At 72.7% G+C, this 18,142-nt stretch carries 14 protein-coding genes; 12 read left to right on the forward strand and 2 right to left on the reverse strand.

Features of this window, described 5'->3' with window-relative positions:
- The first annotated feature begins 28 nt into the window (after positions 1–28).
- Together mshC and ACI79Y_RS14630 are read left to right on the forward strand one after the other, a co-directional pair.
- Positions 29–1,273 carry a cysteine--1-D-myo-inosityl 2-amino-2-deoxy-alpha-D-glucopyranoside ligase gene (mshC, locus tag ACI79Y_RS14625; RefSeq protein WP_457159177.1) on the forward strand — a complete coding sequence of 415 codons (1,245 nt, stop codon included), beginning with the start codon at positions 29–31 and terminating at the stop codon, positions 1,271–1,273.
- 2 nt (positions 1,274–1,275) lie between these two features.
- Complete coding sequence (locus ACI79Y_RS14630) at positions 1,276–2,340, forward strand: HD domain-containing protein (RefSeq protein ID WP_457159178.1); 1,065 nt, start codon at positions 1,276–1,278, stop codon at positions 2,338–2,340.
- Positions 2,341–2,517: 177 nt separating this feature from the next.
- Here ACI79Y_RS14630 and ACI79Y_RS14635 read toward each other — a convergent pair whose 3' ends face one another.
- Positions 2,518–3,378 (reverse strand): PAC2 family protein, encoded by an 861-nt coding sequence (locus ACI79Y_RS14635; protein ID WP_457159179.1) that lies wholly within the window; start codon positions 3,376–3,378, stop codon positions 2,518–2,520.
- 271 nt (positions 3,379–3,649) lie between these two features.
- On the opposite strand from ACI79Y_RS14635, the gene metH reads away from it, so the two are divergent.
- Entirely contained in the window at positions 3,650–7,420 is a 3,771-nt protein-coding gene (gene metH / locus ACI79Y_RS14640) for a methionine synthase (RefSeq protein WP_457159180.1), read from the forward strand.
- Between the two features lie 77 nt (positions 7,421–7,497).
- On the forward strand, positions 7,498–8,169 hold the full coding sequence (locus ACI79Y_RS14645) for an HAD family hydrolase (protein ID WP_457159181.1): 672 nt from the start codon (positions 7,498–7,500) through the stop codon (positions 8,167–8,169).
- A 199-nt stretch (positions 8,170–8,368) separates the two neighbouring features.
- On the opposite strand, the gene ACI79Y_RS14650 is transcribed toward ACI79Y_RS14645, so the two are convergent.
- A complete protein-coding gene (locus ACI79Y_RS14650) occupies positions 8,369–9,310 on the reverse strand; it encodes a RecB family exonuclease (protein ID WP_457159182.1) in 942 nt (313 codons plus the stop codon).
- Positions 9,311–9,395: 85 nt separating this feature from the next.
- On the opposite strand from ACI79Y_RS14650, the gene ACI79Y_RS14655 reads away from it, so the two are divergent.
- From ACI79Y_RS14655 to prcA, 8 genes are all read left to right on the forward strand, one after another.
- Positions 9,396–10,364 carry a tRNA (adenine-N1)-methyltransferase gene (locus ACI79Y_RS14655; protein ID WP_457159183.1) on the forward strand — a complete coding sequence of 323 codons (969 nt, stop codon included), beginning with the start codon at positions 9,396–9,398 and terminating at the stop codon, positions 10,362–10,364.
- A gap of 211 nt (positions 10,365–10,575) precedes the next feature.
- The gene (arc, locus tag ACI79Y_RS14660) at positions 10,576–12,297 is read left to right on the forward strand and encodes a proteasome ATPase (protein ID WP_457159184.1); all 1,722 of its coding nucleotides are present in this window, start codon (positions 10,576–10,578) and stop codon (positions 12,295–12,297) included.
- 167 nt (positions 12,298–12,464) lie between these two features.
- On the forward strand, positions 12,465–13,424 hold the full coding sequence (locus tag ACI79Y_RS14665) for an NAD(P)-dependent alcohol dehydrogenase (protein ID WP_457159185.1): 960 nt from the start codon (positions 12,465–12,467) through the stop codon (positions 13,422–13,424).
- A gap of 20 nt (positions 13,425–13,444) precedes the next feature.
- Positions 13,445–14,950 (forward strand): depupylase/deamidase Dop, encoded by a 1,506-nt coding sequence (gene dop, locus ACI79Y_RS14670; protein WP_457159186.1) that lies wholly within the window; start codon positions 13,445–13,447, stop codon positions 14,948–14,950.
- 230 nt (positions 14,951–15,180) lie between these two features.
- Positions 15,181–15,390: a ubiquitin-like protein Pup gene (locus ACI79Y_RS14675; RefSeq protein ID WP_457082853.1), complete on the forward strand. Its 210-nt coding sequence runs from the start codon at positions 15,181–15,183 to the stop codon at positions 15,388–15,390.
- A gap of 29 nt (positions 15,391–15,419) precedes the next feature.
- Positions 15,420–16,064 (forward strand): endonuclease VII domain-containing protein, encoded by a 645-nt coding sequence (locus tag ACI79Y_RS14680; protein WP_457159187.1) that lies wholly within the window; start codon positions 15,420–15,422, stop codon positions 16,062–16,064.
- 160 nt (positions 16,065–16,224) lie between these two features.
- Positions 16,225–17,067, forward strand: a complete 843-nt coding sequence (prcB, locus tag ACI79Y_RS14685) for a proteasome subunit beta (protein WP_457159188.1) — start codon at positions 16,225–16,227, stop codon at positions 17,065–17,067.
- A 4-nt stretch (positions 17,068–17,071) separates the two neighbouring features.
- Entirely contained in the window at positions 17,072–18,010 is a 939-nt protein-coding gene (prcA, locus tag ACI79Y_RS14690; protein ID WP_457159189.1) for a proteasome subunit alpha, read from the forward strand.
- Positions 18,011–18,142 lie beyond the last annotated feature (132 nt).

The following is an 18,142-nucleotide window of genomic DNA, read 5'->3' on the forward strand; positions in this document are numbered from 1 at the left end:
TGTCGGCGGTCGGTCTTAGGCTCCTGACGTGCTCTCCTGGCCCGCCCCGCTCCTCCCCACCCTGCCCGGGTCCGGTACCGCCCTGCGGCTGTTCGACACCGCCCGCGGCACCGTCGTCGACACCCAGCCGGGCCGGATCGCGCGGATGTACGTCTGCGGCATCACGCCCTACGACGCCACGCACCTCGGCCACGCCGCCACCTACCTCGCCTTCGACCTGGTCAACCGGGTCTGGCGGGACGCCCGGCACGGCGTCCACTACGTGCAGAACGTCACCGACGTCGACGACCCGCTGTTCGAGCGGGCCAACCGCGACGGCGAGGACTGGATCGTGCTCGGCATGCGGGAGACCGCGCTGTTCCGGGAGGACATGACCGCCCTGCGTGTGCTCCCGCCGGAGGACTACGTCGGCGCGGTCGAGTCGATCCCGCGGATCGTCGGCAAGGTCGAGGAGCTCTGGAACGCCGGGCTGGCCTACCAGCTCGACGACGGCACCGGCGACGTCTACCACGACGTCTCGCAGGCCCCCGGCTTCGGCGGGGAGTCCCACCACGACGAGGCGACGATGCTGCGGCTGTCCGCCGAGCGCGGCGGCGACCCCGAGCGCCCGGGCAAGCGCTCGCCGCTGGACCCGCTGCTGTGGCGCGGCGCCCGCGAGGGCGAGCCGTCCTGGCCCGGCCCGCGCGGCGTCACCGGGCGGCCCGGCTGGCACGTCGAGTGCGCCGCCATCGCCCTGGACACCCTCGGCATGGGCTTCGACGTCCAGGGCGGCGGCAGCGACCTGGTGTTCCCGCACCACGAGTACTCCGCGGTGCACGCCGAGGCGCTCACCGGCACCAAGCCCTTCGCCCAGGCCTACGTGCACGCGGCGATGATCGGCCTGGACGGCGAGAAGATGAGCAAGAGCCGGGGCAACCTGGTCTTCGTCTCCCGGCTGCGCGGCGACGGCGTCGACCCCATGGCGATCCGGCTGGCGCTGCTGTCCGGGCACTACCGCACCGACCGCACCTGGACGGCGGAGCTGCTGACCCGGGCGGAGGAGCGGCTGGACACCTGGCGCCGGGCCGTGGCCCAGCCCACCGGCGCCCCCGCCGGTCCGGTGCTGCGGGCGGTGCGCGAGCGCCTGGCCGACGACCTGGACAGCCCCGGAGCGATCGCCGCCGTCGACCGGTGGGCCGCCGCCACGCTCGACACCGACCGCGCCGCCGGGGAGGACGGGGCGCCGGCCGTCGTCGCCGACCTCGTCGACGCGCTGCTGGGCATCGAGCTCTGACCGTGGGCCAGCCGCTGCCGGACGCCGGGGGAGCACCGTTCCGGCTGGCCGACCGGGCGGCGCGGGAGCGCGCCGAGGAGCAGCTCGCCCCGGCTGCCGCCCGCGCGGCGGCGACCCGCGGACGCGCCCGCCCCGAGCCGGAGGACGCGCTGCGCACCGCCTTCGAGCGCGACCGCGACCGCATCCTGCACGCCAAGGCGTTCCGCCGGCTCAAGCACAAGACGCAGGTGTTCCTCCACCCCGACGGCGACCACTTCGTTACCCGGCTGACGCACACCCTGCAGGTGACCCAGGTGGCCCGCTCGCTGGCCGCGGCGCTGTCGCTGAACGAGACCCTGGCCGAGGCGATCGCGCTGGCCCACGACGTCGGGCACTCACCGTTCGGGCACATCGGCGAGGAGGCGCTGGACCCCTACGTCGCCGGCGGCTGGCACCACGCCGCGCAGGGGGTGCGCATCGTCGAGGTGCTGGAGGACCTCAACCTCACCTGGGAGGTGCGGGACGGCGTCCGGGCGCACAGCTGGAAGATCAGCCCGCCGCCGGCCACCCGCGAGGGCGAGTGCGTGCGCTACGCCGACCGGATCGGCTACCTGTCCCACGACGCGCTGGACGCCGTCCGGGCCGGGGTGCTGCGGGTGACAGACCTGCCCGCCCGCGCCCGCGCCGTCTTCGGCGACCCGGGCAGCGCCATGGTGGGCTCGATGATCGAGGCCGTGGTCGAGGGCAGCCTGTCCCCGGCGAACACCGCCGGGGCGGTGGTCATGACGCCCGACGCCCTCGAGGCGATGCACGAGCTGCGGGTCTTCATGTTCGAGCGGGTGTACGGGTCCGACACCGCGGCCGGCCAGAAGCACCTGGCCGTCGACGTGATCCGGCGGCTGGTCGACCACCACCTCGCCCACCCGGAGCTCATCCCGGCCAGCTACCGGGACACCGAGGCCGACGTGCTCACCCAGGTCGTCGACTACGTCACCGGGATGACCGACCGCTACGCCCTGGCCACCCACGACCGGCTCTTCGACGACACCGCCGCCCCGCGGATGCGCCCACTGCTCGTCGCGCCCTGACGCCCGCCCCTGGACGAGAACGGGCTGAGCGCTGCCATCCGCGGAGGACGACAGCGCTCAGCCCGTGGCTGATCTCGGATCAGTCCGCGCCCGACGAGCCCCGCCGGCGCAGTCGAAGGACCCCGTCGCTCCCCACCTCGCGCACGCTCGAGGCGGGCCCCTGCGACGGGGCCGAGGTCAGCCTGCGCCGCCGCGGCGGCGCAGGTACCTCTCGAACTCGCGGGCGATCTGGTCGCCGTTGGCCTGGGACAGGTCGGTCGCGGTCTGCCGCTCCTCGAGCGAGCGCACGTACTCCACGACCTCGTCGTCCTCGCTGGCCATCTCCGAGACGGTCGTGACCCACTCCTCGGCCTGCTGCGGCAGCACGCCCAGCGGGATGGTGAGCTCCAGGACCTCCTCGACCCGCCGCAGCAGCGCGACGGTCGCCTGCGGCGAGGGCGGCTGGGACACGTAGTGCGGCACCGCGGCCCAGAAGCTGATCGCCGGCAGGCCAGCCTGCACACAGGCGTCCTGGAACACCCCGAGGATGCCGGTCGACCCCTCGTAGCGGGAGGTCTCCAGGCCCCACTTCTCGGCGGACTCCGCGTCGTAGGCCGACCCGGTGACCGGCGTCGGGCGGGTGTGCGGCGTGTCGGCGAGCAGCGCGCCCAGCCCGATCACGGTGTGTGCGCCCAGCTCGTGGCACAGCTCGATGAGCTCCTCGCAGAAGCTGCGCCAGCGCATGTTCGGCTCGATGCCGCGGATGAGCACCACGTGCCGGTCGCTGCCCTCGGGCTTGGCCACGGAGATGCGGGTCGTCGGCCACTCGAGACGCCGGCTGACCCCGTCGACAAGGGAGACGGTCGGGCGGTTCACCTGGAAGTCGTAGTACTCCTCGGGATCCAGGGCGGCCAGCGGATCGGCGTCCCAGATCAGCTCCAGGTGCTCCACCGCCCCGGTGGCGGCGTCCCCGGCGTCGTTCCACCCCTCGAAGGCGACGACCACCACGGGGTCGTCCAGCTCGGGCAGGTCGTCTGCGGTGGACTTCGGATCGATCACTCTGACCAGCCTACGTCGGTCCGCCCGACCCGCCCGGCGACCGGCACCGGCGGTGCAGGGGGCCGGGGACACGGCGCGTGGCCTCCGTCACCACCCGGCGGCGTCGAGGTGCCATCATGGGCGGGCTGTTCGAGGACGACGAGGCACCGCCGCCCGTCGGAGTTGCCAGGGCCCTGGCGCCGGACGCGTTCGTGACCGTGACCGAACGACCTCCCCGAGGACCGCCGTGCCCGAGTTCCCCGCGCCTGGCCCCACTGTGCCCGACCGCGCCGTGCCCGACTCCGCTGTGCCCGCTGCCACCTCCCACCGCCCCGACGCCACCGCCGAGCTGACCGACCTGCTCCGGCGGCGCATCGTCGTGCTGGACGGCGCGATGGGGACGGCGATCCAGCGCGACCGGCCCTCCGAGGCCGGCTACCGCGGCGAGCGGTTCGCCGACTGGCCCACCGACGTGCAGGGCAACAACGACCTGCTGAGCATCACCGCCCCGGCGATCGTCACCGGCATCCACCGCGAGTACCTCGAGGCCGGCGCGGACCTGATCGAGACCAACACCTTCAACGCCACCCGCATCTCGCTGGGCGACTACGGCATGGCCGACCTCGCCTACGAGCTGAACCTCGCCTCCGCCCGGCTGGCCCGCGCCGCCTGCGACGAGACGACCGCGCGGACGCCGGACCGACCCCGCTACGTCGTCGGCGCCATCGGCCCGACCAGCCGGACGGCGTCCATCTCCCCGGACGTGAACGACCCGGGCGCCCGCAACGTCACCTACGACGAGCTGGTCGAGGCGTACCTGGAGCAGGCCGCCGGGCTGGTGGACGGCGGCTCCGACGTGCTGCTCGTCGAGACGGTGTTCGACACGCTCAACGCCAAGGCGGCGATCTTCGCGCTGGAGACGCTGTTCGAGCGGCACGGTCGCCGCTGGCCGGTGATGATCTCCGGCACGATCACCGACGCCTCCGGCCGGACGTTGTCCGGCCAGGTCACCGAGGCGTTCTGGCACTCGGTCCGGCACGTCGAGCCGCTGCTGGTGGGGCTCAACTGCGCGCTGGGCGCCACGGAGATGCGGCCCTACATCGCCGAGGTCGCGCGGGTCGCCGACACGTTCGTCTCCTGCTACCCGAACGCCGGGCTGCCCAACGCCTTCGGTGAGTACGACGAGGCGCCCGAGGAGACCGCCGCCGTCCTCGAGGAGTTCGCCGCCGCCGGCTTCGTGAACCTGGTCGGCGGTTGCTGCGGCACCACCCCGGCGCACATCGCGGCGATCGCCCGGGCCGTCGAGGGCAAGGCGCCGCGCACCCCGGTCGAGGTCGGCCCGGCGCTGCGGCTGTCCGGCCTGGAGCCGGTCACGGTCGACGAGCACTCGCTGTTCGTCAACGTGGGGGAGCGCACCAACATCACCGGCTCGGCCCGCTTCCGGAACCTGATCAAGGCGGGTGACTACCCGGCCGCCCTGGCCGTCGCCCGCCAGCAGGTCGAGGCCGGCGCGCAGGTCATCGACATCAACATGGACGAGGGGATGATCGACGGCGTCGAGGCGATGGACCGCTTCACCAAGCTGATCGCCGCCGAGCCGGACATCTCCCGCGTCCCGGCGATGATCGACTCCTCGAAGTGGGACGTCATCGAGGCCGGGCTCAAGAACGTCCAGGGCAAGGCGATCGTCAACTCCATCTCGATGAAGAACGGCGAGGAGGAGTTCGTCCGCGAGGCCCGGCTGTGCCGCAAGTACGGCGCCGCGGTGGTCGTCATGGCCTTCGACGAGGACGGCCAGGCCGACACCCTGGAACGCCGCAAGCAGATCTGCCGGCGCGCCTACGACCTCCTGACCGAGGAGGTCGGGTTCCCGGCCGAGGACGTCATCTTCGACCCGAACGTCTTCGCCGTCGCCACCGGCATCGAGGAGCACGCCGACTACGGGCTGGCGTTCATCGAGGCGACCCGCTGGATCAAGCAGAACCTGCCCGGCGCGCTCGTCTCCGGCGGCATCTCCAACGTCTCGTTCTCCTTCCGCGGCAACAACAAGGTCCGCGAGGCGATCCACGCCGTCTTCCTGTACCACGCCATCCGGGCCGGCCTGGACATGGCGATCGTCAACGCCGGGCAGCTTGAGGTCTACGACGAGGTCCCCGAGCTGCTGCGCGAGCGGATCGAGGACGTCGTCCTCAACCGCCGCCCGGACAGCACCGAGCGGCTGCTGGAGATCGCCGCGGACTTCGCCGGGGACGGCTCGGTGCAGGAGGTCGCCTCCGAGGAGTGGCGATCGCTGCCGGTGGCCGAGCGGATCACCCACGCGCTGGTCAAGGGCATCGACGCCTTCGTCGAGGACGACACCGAGGAGCTGCGCCAGGAGATCCGCGCCCGCGGCGGCCGGCCGATCGAGGTGATCGAGGGTCCGCTGATGGACGGCATGAACGTCGTCGGCGACCTGTTCGGCGCCGGCAAGATGTTCCTGCCGCAGGTGGTCAAGTCCGCGCGGGTGATGAAGAAGGCCGTCGCCCACCTGATCCCGTTCATCGAGGCGGAGAAGCAGCCCGGAGACGTCGAGCGCAGCAACGGCACGGTCGTCATGGCCACCGTGAAGGGCGACGTCCACGACATCGGCAAGAACATCGTCGGCGTCGTCCTGCAGTGCAACAACTACGACGTCGTCGACCTCGGCGTCATGGTGCCCGGGCAGCAGGTGCTGGACGCCGCCAAGGAGCACGGCGCCGACGTCATCGGCGTCTCCGGGCTGATCACGCCGTCGCTGGAGGAGATGGTGAACCTGGCGTCGGAGATGGAGCGCCAGGGCTTCGACATCCCGCTGCTCATCGGCGGCGCCACCACCTCCCGCGCGCACACCGCGGTCAAGGTGGCCGAGCGCTACCACGGCCCGGTGATCTGGGTGAAGGACGCCTCGCGGTCGGTGCCGGTGGTGGCGGCGCTGCTGTCCGACGAGCAGCGCCCGGCGCTGCTGGCCGAGACCGCCGCCGACTACGCGGCGCTGCGCGAGCGGCACGCCGCCCGGACCGACACCCGTGCGCTGCTGCCGCTGGCGGTGGCCCGGCAGGCCGCCACGCCGATCGACTGGTCTGCCTACACCCCGCCGCAGCCGCGGATGCTGCAGTCGGGGAGCGGTTCCGGGTTCGTCCGGCACTTCGCCGACTACCCGCTGGCCGAGCTGCGCGCCTACATCGACTGGCAGCCGTTCTTCAACGCGTGGGAGATGCGCGGCCGGTTCCCCGACATCCTGCACAACCCCACCACCGCCGACGCCGCCCGCCGGCTGTACGCCGACGCACAGGAGATGCTCGACCGGATCGTCGACGAGCGGTGGCTGCGCGCCAACGGGGTGTTCGGGCTGTTCCCGGCCAACCAGGTGGAGGGCGAGGACATCGCCGTCTACACCGACGGGTCGCGCAGCGCCGTCCGCGCCACGCTGCACCAGCTGCGCCAGCAGACCGAGGGCCGGGACGGCGCGCCGCGGAAGTCGCTGGCCGACTTCGTCGCACCGGCCGGGACCGGGCTGGCCGACCACGTCGGCGCCTTCGCCGTCACCGCCGGACTGGGCGCCGCGGAGCGGGTGGCGGCGTTCAAGGCGGCCAACGACGACTACAGCGCGATCATGCTGGAGGCGCTGGCCGACCGGCTGGCCGAGGCGTTCGCCGAGCGGCTGCACCAGCGGGTGCGCACCGAGTTCTGGGGCTACGCGCCCGAGGAGGGCCTGGACAACGAGGCGCTGATCGCCGAGCGGTACCGGGGCATCCGACCGGCGCCGGGCTACCCCGCCTGCCCGGAGCACACCGAGAAGCAGACGATCTGGGAGCTGCTCGACGTGGCAGCCACCACCGGTGTCCAGCTGACCGAGAGCATGGCCATGTGGCCGGGCGCCTCGGTCAGCGGCCTGTACTTCTCCCACCCCGAGTCGCGGTACTTCGTGCTGGGCCGGGTGGGCCGGGACCAGGTCGAGGACTATGCCCGGCGCAAGGGCTGGGCGGTGGACGAGGCCGAGCGGTGGCTGTCGCCGAACCTCGGCTACCGGACGGTGGACGAATGAAGGGCCCTGGTGCCCCCCACCACCCGCAAGCTCGTGGCGGGCCCCTGCACCAGGGCCGCTCCAGCACCTTGCGAGCAGTGCTGTTCGACATGGACGGCACGCTGGTCGAGACCGAGGAGCTCTGGGGCGAGGCGATGGCCGCGCTCGCCGCCGAGCTGGGCGGGGTCTTCTCCGCCGCCGGCCGGGCGCGGACCGTGGGCACCAGCATGCGCGTGGCGATGGGCATCCTCCACGCCGACCTCGGGGTCCAGCGCAGCGCCGAGCAGCTGGCGGCGGACGCCCGCTGGGTCGAGGACGAGACCGCCCGGCTGATGGGCGTCCGGGGCATCCCCTGGCGTCCGGGGGCGCGCGAGCTGCTCGCCGAGGTGCGGGCGGCCGGGCTGGCGACGGCGCTGGTCACCACCACCCCGCGCCGGGTGGCCGCGCTCGTGCTCGACCGGATCGCCGAGGACCTCGGTGGATCTCCGTTCGACGTCACCGTGTGCGGCGACGAGGTGCCGGCCCGCAAACCCGACCCCGCGCCCTACCACCAGGCGATGGCGGCGCTCGGAGTGACCGCCGACCAGGTGGTGGTCATCGAGGACTCGGAGGTGGGCGCCACCGCGGGGCTCGCCGCCGGCGCCGCGGTGCTCGGCATCCCGTCGTTGCAGTCACTGAACCCACGCAACGGCCTCACCCTGAGGTCGAGCTTGACCGGCCTGTCGCTGGTGGAGCTGGACGCACTCGTCGGTCCGCGCCAACCGGCCTGATCCGTGGGCAGGGACGCCGCCCTCAGCGCTGCCCGAGAGCACCGGGAGGCATGGGCCCGCGGGTGGCGAGGGGAACTCGGCTTCGCATTGGTCCTGTTGCACGACCTGCAGTCCACGAGGAGCTGCGACCGTTGAACGCCGGTGGCCCGGAACCCGCCATGTCCTGGGCCGCTGACGTACACGTCAGTGGCCCGGGGAGTCAGACCGGGCTGACCGGCAGGGTCGTGCGCCAGCCTGCGGCCGCGGCCGCCTCGACCGGGAACGGCGGGGGAGTGCCGCCGAAGGCCGGGCACAGCGCCTGGTGGTCGCACCAGTTGCACAGCCGGCTCTTGTTGGCCCGGAAGTCGCCGGTGGCCACGGCGCGCTCGATCGCCGACCAGATGGCCTGCAGGGTCCGCTCGAACCGGACCAGCTCCGCCTCGTCGGGGGCGTAGGTGAGCGCGTCGCCGTCCTTGAGGTACAGCAGCTTCAGCTGAGCGGCGACCACGCCCCGGGTACGCCACAGCACGAGTGCGTAGAACTTCATCTGGAACAGCGCCTTGGCCTCGAAGGCCTCCCGCGGCACCCCACCGGTCTTGTAGTCGACCACGCGCAGCGCCCCGGTCGGGGCGACGTCCAGCCGGTCGACGTACCCCCGCAGCAGCAGCCCGTCGGGCAGGGTGACCTCGACCAGCTCCTCCCGGCCGTGCGGCTGGATGCGGGTCGGGTCCTCCAGCCGGAAGTAGGTCTCCACCAGTTCACCGGCCGAGTCCAGCCACGCCTCGAGGCTCTCCGCCGCGGGCGCGCCCTCCTCGGGCGCCTCGAACAGCTCGACGACGCCCGGCTCGTCGCGCAGCTCTGCCCAGGCCGGCTCGACCAGCGTGCGGGCGGCCTCGACGGTGCGCTGCGCGGGCGGGAGGTCGTAGAGCTTCTCCAGCACCGCGTGCACCAGGGTGCCCCGCACCGCCGCCCGCGACTTCTTCTCCGGCAGCCGGTCGATGGTGCGGAACCGGTAGAGCAGCGGGCAGGACTTGAAGTCCGCGGCGCGGGACGGGGACAGCGACGGGCGCCGGGGCGTGGCGTCGGCCGCCGTCGTCCGTTCCGCCGGGGACTCGGGGCCCGGCCCGGTCGCGGACTGGTCCGTCTCCACCGTCACGGTCATGGCAGCGAGGCTAGGTCGCCCCTCCGACAGTTCCGAGCGTCCGCGCCGCAGGTCACACAGATCGGCGTCCGTACCCTCGCCTCCCGTGAGCGCAGAGCAGGAGCACCCGCTGGAACTGGCCCCGGAGACCCCGGCGGAGGCGCCGACCGCGGGCTCCGCCGTCGGCGAGGCGCTCGCCGAGGCGCCGCTGGAGCCGGTCGTCGCCGGCGAGGTCCCGCCGGTGGAGCCGGTGGAGGGGGCCTTCCGGGTGGGGGACCGGGTGCAGCTCACCGACCCCAAGGGCCGGCACCACACCGTCGTCCTGGAGCCGGGCAAGGAGTTCCACACCCACCGGGGCGCGATCAGCCACGACGACCTGATCGGCGCGCCGGAGGGCTCGGTGGTGCACTCGACGGCGAACACCGGCTACCTGGCGCTGCGCCCGCTGCTGGCCGACTTCGTGCTCTCGATGCCCCGCGGGGCGCAGGTGATCTACCCCAAGGACGCCGCGCAGATCGTCGGGTTCGGCGACGTCGGCCCGGGCATGCGCGTGCTGGAGGCCGGCGCCGGGTCCGGCGCGCTGTCGTGCTCGCTGCTGCGCGCCGTCGGCTCGACCGGCAGCCTCACCAGCTACGAGCGGCGTGAGGACTTCGCCGACGTCGCCCGCGGGAACGTCGGCGCCTTCTTCGGCGAGGTGCCGGCGAACTGGTCGCTGCGGCTGGGCGACCTCGCCGACCACCCGGCCGCGGAGGTCGTCGACCGGGTCGTGCTGGACATGCTGGAGCCGTGGGCCGTGCTGCCCACCGTCGCCGCCGCGCTGCGCCCCGGAGGCGTGCTGATCGGTTACGTCGCCACCACCACCCAGCTGTCGACCTACGTGGAGGGGCTGCGGGCCCAGGGCGTGTGGACCGAGCCGTACGCCTGGGAGACGATGCTGCGGCCCTGGCACGCCGAGGGCCTGGCGGTACGCCCCGAGCACCGGATGGTCGCGCACACCGCCTTCCTGGTCACCGCCCGCCGGCTGGCCGAGGGCGCCGTCGCGCCGATGAGGCAGCGGCGCAAGAAGCTCGCCTGAGCGGGGGCCGACAAGGCCCCGCACGTGTCGGGGGGATGACGTCCGGACCCACGGTGCGCGGTCGTTCCGAGCGTGCGGCGCCGTCACCTCCCGCGTGTATAGATTGGCTGCCTGGCTCCCCCCGAGTGTGCGGAGGTGCGCGATGGGCCTCGGTCCTGGCACTGGTCCTGACGAGTTCCGAGCGCGGCGTGAGCGTGACGTCGCCTCCCTGGTGAACCAGATCTCCTACCTCGAGGAGGAGATCGCCCTCCTGCGGCGCAAGGTGACCGACAGCCCGCGGCACGTGCGTGCGCTGGAGGAACGGCTCGCCGAGGCGGAGGGCCGTGCGGCCTTCCTCTCCGAGCGCAACGACAAGCTGGCCGGCACGCTGCGCGAGGCGCGCGAGCAGCTGGTCACGCTGAAGGAGGAGATCGAGCGCCTCGGCCAGCCGCCGTCGGGCTACGGCGTCTTCCTGGAGCGCTTCGACGACGGCACGGTCGACGTGTTCACCGGCGGCCGCAAGATGCGCGTGTCGGTGTCCCCGGACGTCGTCCTCGACGAGCTGATGCACGGCCAGGAGGTCATGCTCAACGAGGCGATGAACGTCGTCGCCGCGCGCGGGTTCGAGCGCGCCGGTGACGTGGTCACCCTCAAGGAGCTGCTCGAGCCGGTGGCCGGTGAACCGCGCCGCGCGCTGGTCATCGGGCACACCGACGACGAGCGGGTGGTGCGCCTGGCCGACTCGCTGGAGGGGCAGCCGCTGCGCAGCGGCGACTCGCTGCTGCTGGAGAACCGCTCCGGCTACGTCTACGAGCGGATCCCGAAGAGCGAGGTCGAGGAGCTCATCCTCGAAGAGGTCCCCGACATCGACTACGAGGACATCGGTGGCCTGGGCCGGCAGATCGAGCAGATTCGCGACGCCGTCGAGCTGCCGTTCCTGCACGCCGACCTGTTCCGCGAGTACGAGCTGCGCCCGCCCAAGGGCATCCTGCTGTACGGCCCGCCCGGCTGCGGGAAGACGCTGATCGCCAAGGCGGTGGCCAACTCGCTGGCCAAGAAGGTCGCCGAGGTGCGGGGCGACGCCGACACCAGCCAGGGCCGGTCCTACTTCCTCAACATCAAGGGTCCGGAGCTGCTCAACAAGTACGTGGGCGAGACCGAGCGGCACATCCGGTTGGTCTTCCAGCGCGCCCGGGAGAAGGCCAGCGAGGGCACGCCGGTCATCGTGTTCTTCGACGAGATGGACTCGATCTTCCGCACCCGCGGGTCGGGGGTCTCCTCCGACGTCGAGTCGACGATCGTGCCGCAGCTGCTCAGCGAGATCGACGGCGTCGAGGGCTTGGAGAACGTCATCGTCATCGGCGCCTCCAACCGCGAGGACATGATCGACCCGGCGATCCTGCGGCCCGGCCGGCTCGACGTGAAGATCAAGATCGAGCGGCCGGACGCCGAGGCGGCGCGGGACATATTCAGCAAGTACCTGACGACGACGCTGCCGATCCACGCCGACGACCTGGCCGAGCACGGTGGCAGCCGCGAGGCGACCATCGCCGGGATGATCCAGTCCACCGTCGAGCGGATGTACTCCGAGACCGAGGACAACCGCTTCCTGGAGGTCACCTACGCCAACGGTGACAAGGAGGTCCTGTACTTCAAGGACTTCAACTCCGGGGCGATGCTGCAGAACATCGTCGACCGGGCGAAGAAGATGGCGATCAAGGACCGTCTGGAGACCGGCACCGGAGGCCTGCGCGTGGGGCACCTGATGGCCGCCTGCGTCGACGAGTTCAAGGAGAACGAGGACCTGCCCAACACCACCAACCCCGACGACTGGGCGCGGATCTCGGGCAAGAAGGGCGAGCGGATCGTCTACATCCGCACGCTGATCTCCGGCAAGGGCGCCGACAGCGGTCGCGCCATCGACACCGCGACCAACACCGGCCAGTACCTGTAACCACCGGACCAGCCCCGCGACGGCCCGGCCCCCGCAGGGGGAGCCGGGCCGTCCGTCGTCCATCCGTCAGGTGGGGCCGAGTGCTCTTGGCACCGTGGTGATCACTCTCTACCTTCCTCCGTGTCCGGAAGGGCTCTCCCAGCACCCGACCAGTGGAGGACCGACCAGTGAAGGCGATCGTGCGGGAGAGGTACGGCTCGGCGGACGTGCTGGCGGTGGCGGAGCTCGATGAGCCGACGATCCGCGCCCACGAGGTGCTCGTGCGGGTCCGGGCGGCCGGCATCGACCGCGGGGTGTGGCACCTGATGACCGGTACGCCTTACCTGCTGCGCCTGGGAACCGGGTTGCGCCGCCCACGGACCCGGGTCCTGGGCGTGGACGTCGCCGGGACCGTCGTGGCGGTGGGCGCCGAGGTGACCGGTGTGCGGCCGGGCGACGAGGTGTTCGGCAGCTGCAGCGGCTCGTTCGCCGAGTACGCGGCCGTGCCCGACGACCGGTGCACCAGGAAGCCGGCGGAGGTGGGCTTCGAGCACGCGGCGGCGCTGCCCTCCTCCTCGGTCACGGCGCTCCAGGCGCTGCGTGACCAGGGCCGGGTGCAGCCGGGACAGCGGGTGCTGGTGATCGGTGCCGGCGGCGGCGTCGGCACGTACGCCGTGCAGCTGGCCGCGGCGTTCGGCGCCCAGGTCACCGGCGTCTGCAGCACCGCGAAGGTGGAGCTGGTCCGGTCACTCGGCGCGGACGAGGTCATCGACTACACCCGGGAGGAGCTCACCGGACGGTACGACCTCGTCCTCGACATCGCCGGGAACCGCACGCTGCGTCGGCTGCGGCGGCTCCTGACACCCCGGGGGACGCTGGTCATCGTCGGCGGCGAGGGTGGCGGGCGCTGGACGGGCGGACTGGACCGCCAGCTCCGCGCCGTGCTGTGGTCCCTCGTCCTCCGCCAGCGGATGCGGTTCTTCGTCTCCACCGCGCGGCGGGCCGACCTGGAGGCCGTCCGGGAGTACGTCGACAACGGTCAGGTGACCACGGTCCTCGACCGGACCGTCGCCCTGGGGGACGTGCCCCGGGCGATGCGTGACCTGGAGCAGGGGCTGGTCCGAGGCAAGGCCGTCGTCGCCCTGTAGCGGCCGCCTAACCTGAGCCCATGAGCGTGCGACGGGTCATGGGGACCGAGCTGGAGTACGGCATCTCGGTGCCCGGGCAGCCGGGGGCGAACCCGACCACGCTGTCCAGCCAGGTCGTGAACGCCTGGGCGGTGGCCGAGGCGCCGGCGCCCCGCCGGCCGCGTTGGGACTTCGAGGAGGAGTCGCCGCTGCGGGACGCCCGCGGGTTCGACCTCTCCCCGGCGGCCGCGCTGGACCACAACGACCCCGACGAGGACTCCGGGATGGCCAACGTCATCCTGACCAACGGCGCCCGGCTGTACGTCGACCACGCGCACCCGGAGTACTCGACGCCGGAGGTGACCAGCCCGCGCGACGTCGTCCTCTGGGACAAGGCGGGGGAGCGGATCATGGCCGAGGCGGCCCGCCGGGCGGCGCGGGTGCCCGGCACGCAGCCCATCCAGCTGTACAAGAACAACACCGACGGCAAGGGCGCCTCGTACGGAGCGCACGAGAACTACCTGATGGACCGGCGGACGCCGTTCATCGACATCATCAAGGGCCTCATCCCGTTCTTCGTCACCCGCCAGGTGTTCGCCGGGGCCGGCCGGGTCGGGATCGGGACCGAAGGGCGCACCGACGGCTTCCAGCTGTCCCAGCGCGCCGACTTCTTCGAGGTCGAGGTCGGTCTGGAGACGACGCTCAAGCGGCCGATCATCAACACCCGCGACGAGCCGCACGCCAACCCCGACGAGTACCGCCGGCTGCACGTGATCATCGGCGACGCCAACCTGGCCGAGCTGTCCACCTACCTCAAGGTCGGGACGGCGGCCCTGGTGCTGGCGGTGATCGAGGCGCGGGCGCTGGACCGCGACCTCACCATCGAGGAGCCGGTCGATGAGCTGCAGGCGATCAGCCACGACCCGTCGCTGACCCACCGGGTACGGCTGCGCGACGGCCGGCGGCTGACGGCCATCGAGGTGCAGCGGGAGTACCTCGCGATGGCGCAGCGGTTCGTCGCCGCGCAGGGCGACGACGACGCCCAGACCGCCGACGTGCTGCGCCGCTGGGCGTCGGTGCTCGACGACCTGGAGACCGACCCGATGCTGCTGGCCGACCAGCTCGACTGGCCGGCCAAGCTGCGGCTGCTGGAGGGGTACCGCCAGCGCGACGGCCTCGCCTGGGGCGACGCCCGGCTCAAGCTCGTCGACCTGCAGTACTCCGACGTCCGCCCCGAGAAGGGGCTGTACCACCGCCTGGTGGCCCGCGGGGCGATGCAGCGGCTGGTCAGCGACGAGGAGGTCACCCGGGCGATGACGACGCCGCCGGAGGACACCCGGGCCTTCTTCCGCGGCGAGTGCCTGCGCCGCTACCCGGCCCAGGTGGCGGCCGCCTCGTGGGACTCGGTGGTCTTCGACGTCGGCCGGGACAACCTGGTGCGGATCCCCACGATGGAACCGCTGCGCGGCACCAGGGAGCACGTCGGCGCGCTGTTCGAGTCGACGTCGACCGCCGCGGAGCTCGTGGACACGATCACCGGCGGCTGACACCGCCCGACCCGCTCGGCCCCGCCGGGCAGCTCATCCGTTACGCCCGTACGTCCGTTATCCCCAACTGGTCGACTGGATCGGCAGGTGGGTCCCCAACGTTGACCGATCACGTTCACGGACGAACTCCGACCCACCACGCGCTCGGTGCGGCGTTGCACCGGCGGCGAACCGTCACACCCCGCGGGTAACTTCTGCGGCAGCGCACCACACCAGCTCAGGAGGGTGACATGGCCACCAGGGACACCGGCGGGCAGCAGCGGTCCACGCGTTCGCGCGAGGAGACCGACGAGGTCGAGGCCTCGGTCGACACCGAGGCGAGCGAGCGCACCAAGGAAGTGACCGACGACGTCGACTCGCTCCTCGACGAGATCGACGGGGTGCTCGAGGAGAACGCCGAGGAGTTCGTGAAATCTTACGTGCAGAAGGGCGGAGAGTAGTCAGTCCGCTACCCCGGGTCATTCCTGTCATGAAGACCTGCCCCGACTGCGGCGAGGAGAAGCCGACCAGGGAGTTCGGCCGTAACCGCACACGCCCCGACGGGCTCTCGTTCTACTGCCTGGCTTGCAACCGCCGGCGCAACGGTGCGTGGTACAGGCAGTCGCGGGTGGCCGTCGGTAAGACCGTGCGCGACCACTCCTGGATCCCCAAGGGTTTCCGCTGGTGTCCCGGTTGCCGACAGGCTGTGGCACACGGCGAGTTCTCCCGGAACTCCCGGCAGCGGTCGGGCTTCGGGAGCCTCTGCCTCAGGTGTCACCGCAAGTCGAGCAACGACGCCTACTGGAAGCGGCAGTACGGGATGACGCGAGCTGAGGTGGCCGCGCTCCGAGCCGGCCAGGGAGACGCCTGTGCCATCTGCAGTGCGTCCGCACCAGAACACCTCGACCACGACCACCAGACCGGCCGGGTCAGGGCCCTGCTCTGTCAACGGTGCAACCAGGGGCTGGGGCTGCTGCAGGACGACCCGAAGGTCCTGAGGGCGGCCGCCGACTACGTGGAAGAGCATCGCGAGCAGCCGGCCGGCGCGGCTCCAGGGCAGATCAGCGAGGTGTCTCGCGGCGACGGCAGGAGCCCGGGATACGTGCGCTGGCTGGCGATGCGCACATCGGCCTGAGCCTTCCCGACGGGTCGACCACCCTGGACCGGTTGGTCATCGGCAGGGTGATCGGCTCGCCGGTAGGGTCGGCGGCGCGCCGCGCGCCGCGTGGACCACGCCGGTGCAGGTCAGCGAGCAGCACGGACAGCCGCCGGACGGCGGCAGGAGAGGCGGATGGGTGAGCGAGTTGGCAACCGGTCGGAGCGGGTTCCCACCCGCGTACCTGGACCGGGTCGGGTCCTCCTTCACCGACTTCCTCGGCACCACCGCGCCCGACCTGCTGCCCGGTCGGCGGACGCTTCCCAGCACGCCGATGGGTGACCTCGCTCCGCACGGCACCACCATCGTCGCGGCCACCTACGACGGCGGCGTGCTGATGGGCGGCGACCGCCGGGCCACCATGGGCAACCTCATCTCCAGCCGCGACATCGAGAAGGTCTACCCGGCCGACTCCTGGTCGGTCATCGGCATCGCCGGCGCCGCCGGCATCGCCATCGAGATGGTCCGGCTCTACCAGGTCGAGCTCGAGCACTACGAGAAGATCGAGGGCGTCACGATGTCCCTCGACGGCAAGGCCAACCGGCTGGCCGCGATGATCCGCGGCAACCTCGGCGCGGCGCTGCAGGGCCTCGCGGTCGTGCCGCTGTTCGCCGGCTACGACCTCGACGCCGCCGAGGGCGCCAGCCCGGGCCGGATCTTCAGCTACGACGTCACCGGCGGCAACTACGAGGAGAGCGGCTACACGGCGGTGGGTTCCGGCTCGCTGTTCGCCCGGAGCTCGCTGAAGAAGACCTGGCGCCCGGGACTGTCGGCCGACGCCGCCACCCGCACCGTCGTCGAGGCGCTCTACGACGCCGCCGACGACGACTCCGCCACCGGCGGCCCGGACATGGTCCGCAAGCTGTTCCCGATCGTCTACCGGGTCGACGCCGAGGGCGCGGTCCGGCTCACCGACGACGAGGTCTCCACCGTCGCCGCCGCCATCGTCGCGGAGCGGTCGGTCACGGACGGGCAGGGCTGACCCCATGACGATGCCGTACTACGCCTCGGCCGAGCAGGTCATGCGCGACCGCTCGGAGTACGCCCGCAAGGGCATCTCCCGTGGCCGCAGCGTCGCCGTGCTCACCTACGACGACGGCGTGCTTTTCATCGCCGAGAACCCCAGCTCCACGCTGCACAAGGTGGGCGAGATCTACGACCGGATCGGGTTCGCCGCGGTCGGCCGGTACTCGGAGTTCGAGAGCCTGCGGGTGGCCGGCGTCCGGCTGGCCGACGTGCGCGGGTACTCCTACAACCGGCGCGACGTCACCGGGCGGATCGTCGCCAACGCCTACGCGCAGACCCTCGGGGCCATCTTCACCGAGCAGATGAAGCCCTACGAGGTGGAGCTGTGCGTCGCCGAGGTGGGCGACACCGCCGACAGCGACCAGCTGTACCGGCTCACCTTCGACGGCTCGGTCGTCGACGAGCCGGACTTCGTGGTCATGGGCGGCCAAGCCGAGGCGGTCACCGGCAACCTGCGCCAGCACTTCTCCGCCGGCATGGGGCTGGCCGAGGCGCTGCGGGTGGGTGTCCAGGCGCTGTCCGCCGTCAGCCCGGCCACCAGCGCCAACGGTGGCGGCCACGACCAGCTGCCGGCCGAGCAGCTGGAGGTCGCGGTACTCGACCGGCGACGCCCCAAGCGCGCCTTCCGCCGGGTCACCGGCGCCGCGCTGCGGGCCCTGCTCAGCAACGAGCCCGCCCCCGCAGCGGCCGCGCCCGTCGAGGCCGCCGGTCACGCGCACGCGCCCAGCGCCCCCGCGCCGGGCACCCCGGCCGGCCTCGGCGACCCCGCGGCGGTCGACACCGCGGGCGGCACCGAGGATGCGTCCGCCCAGCCGGCCACGACCGACGGCGCCGGCGGCGGCACCGAGGGCACCCAGCCCGAGCCGGGCCCGGACACCGACGACACCAGCGACCGGTGAGCGGCGGGGGGGGGGGGGGGGGGGGGGGGGGGGGGGGGGGGGGGGGGGGGGGGGGGGGGGGGGGGGGGGGGGGGGGGGGGGGGGGGGGGGGGGGGGGGGGGGGGGGGGGGGCGGGGGGGGGGGGGGGGGGGG

Source organism: Modestobacter sp. SYSU DS0875, assembly GCF_054050915.1.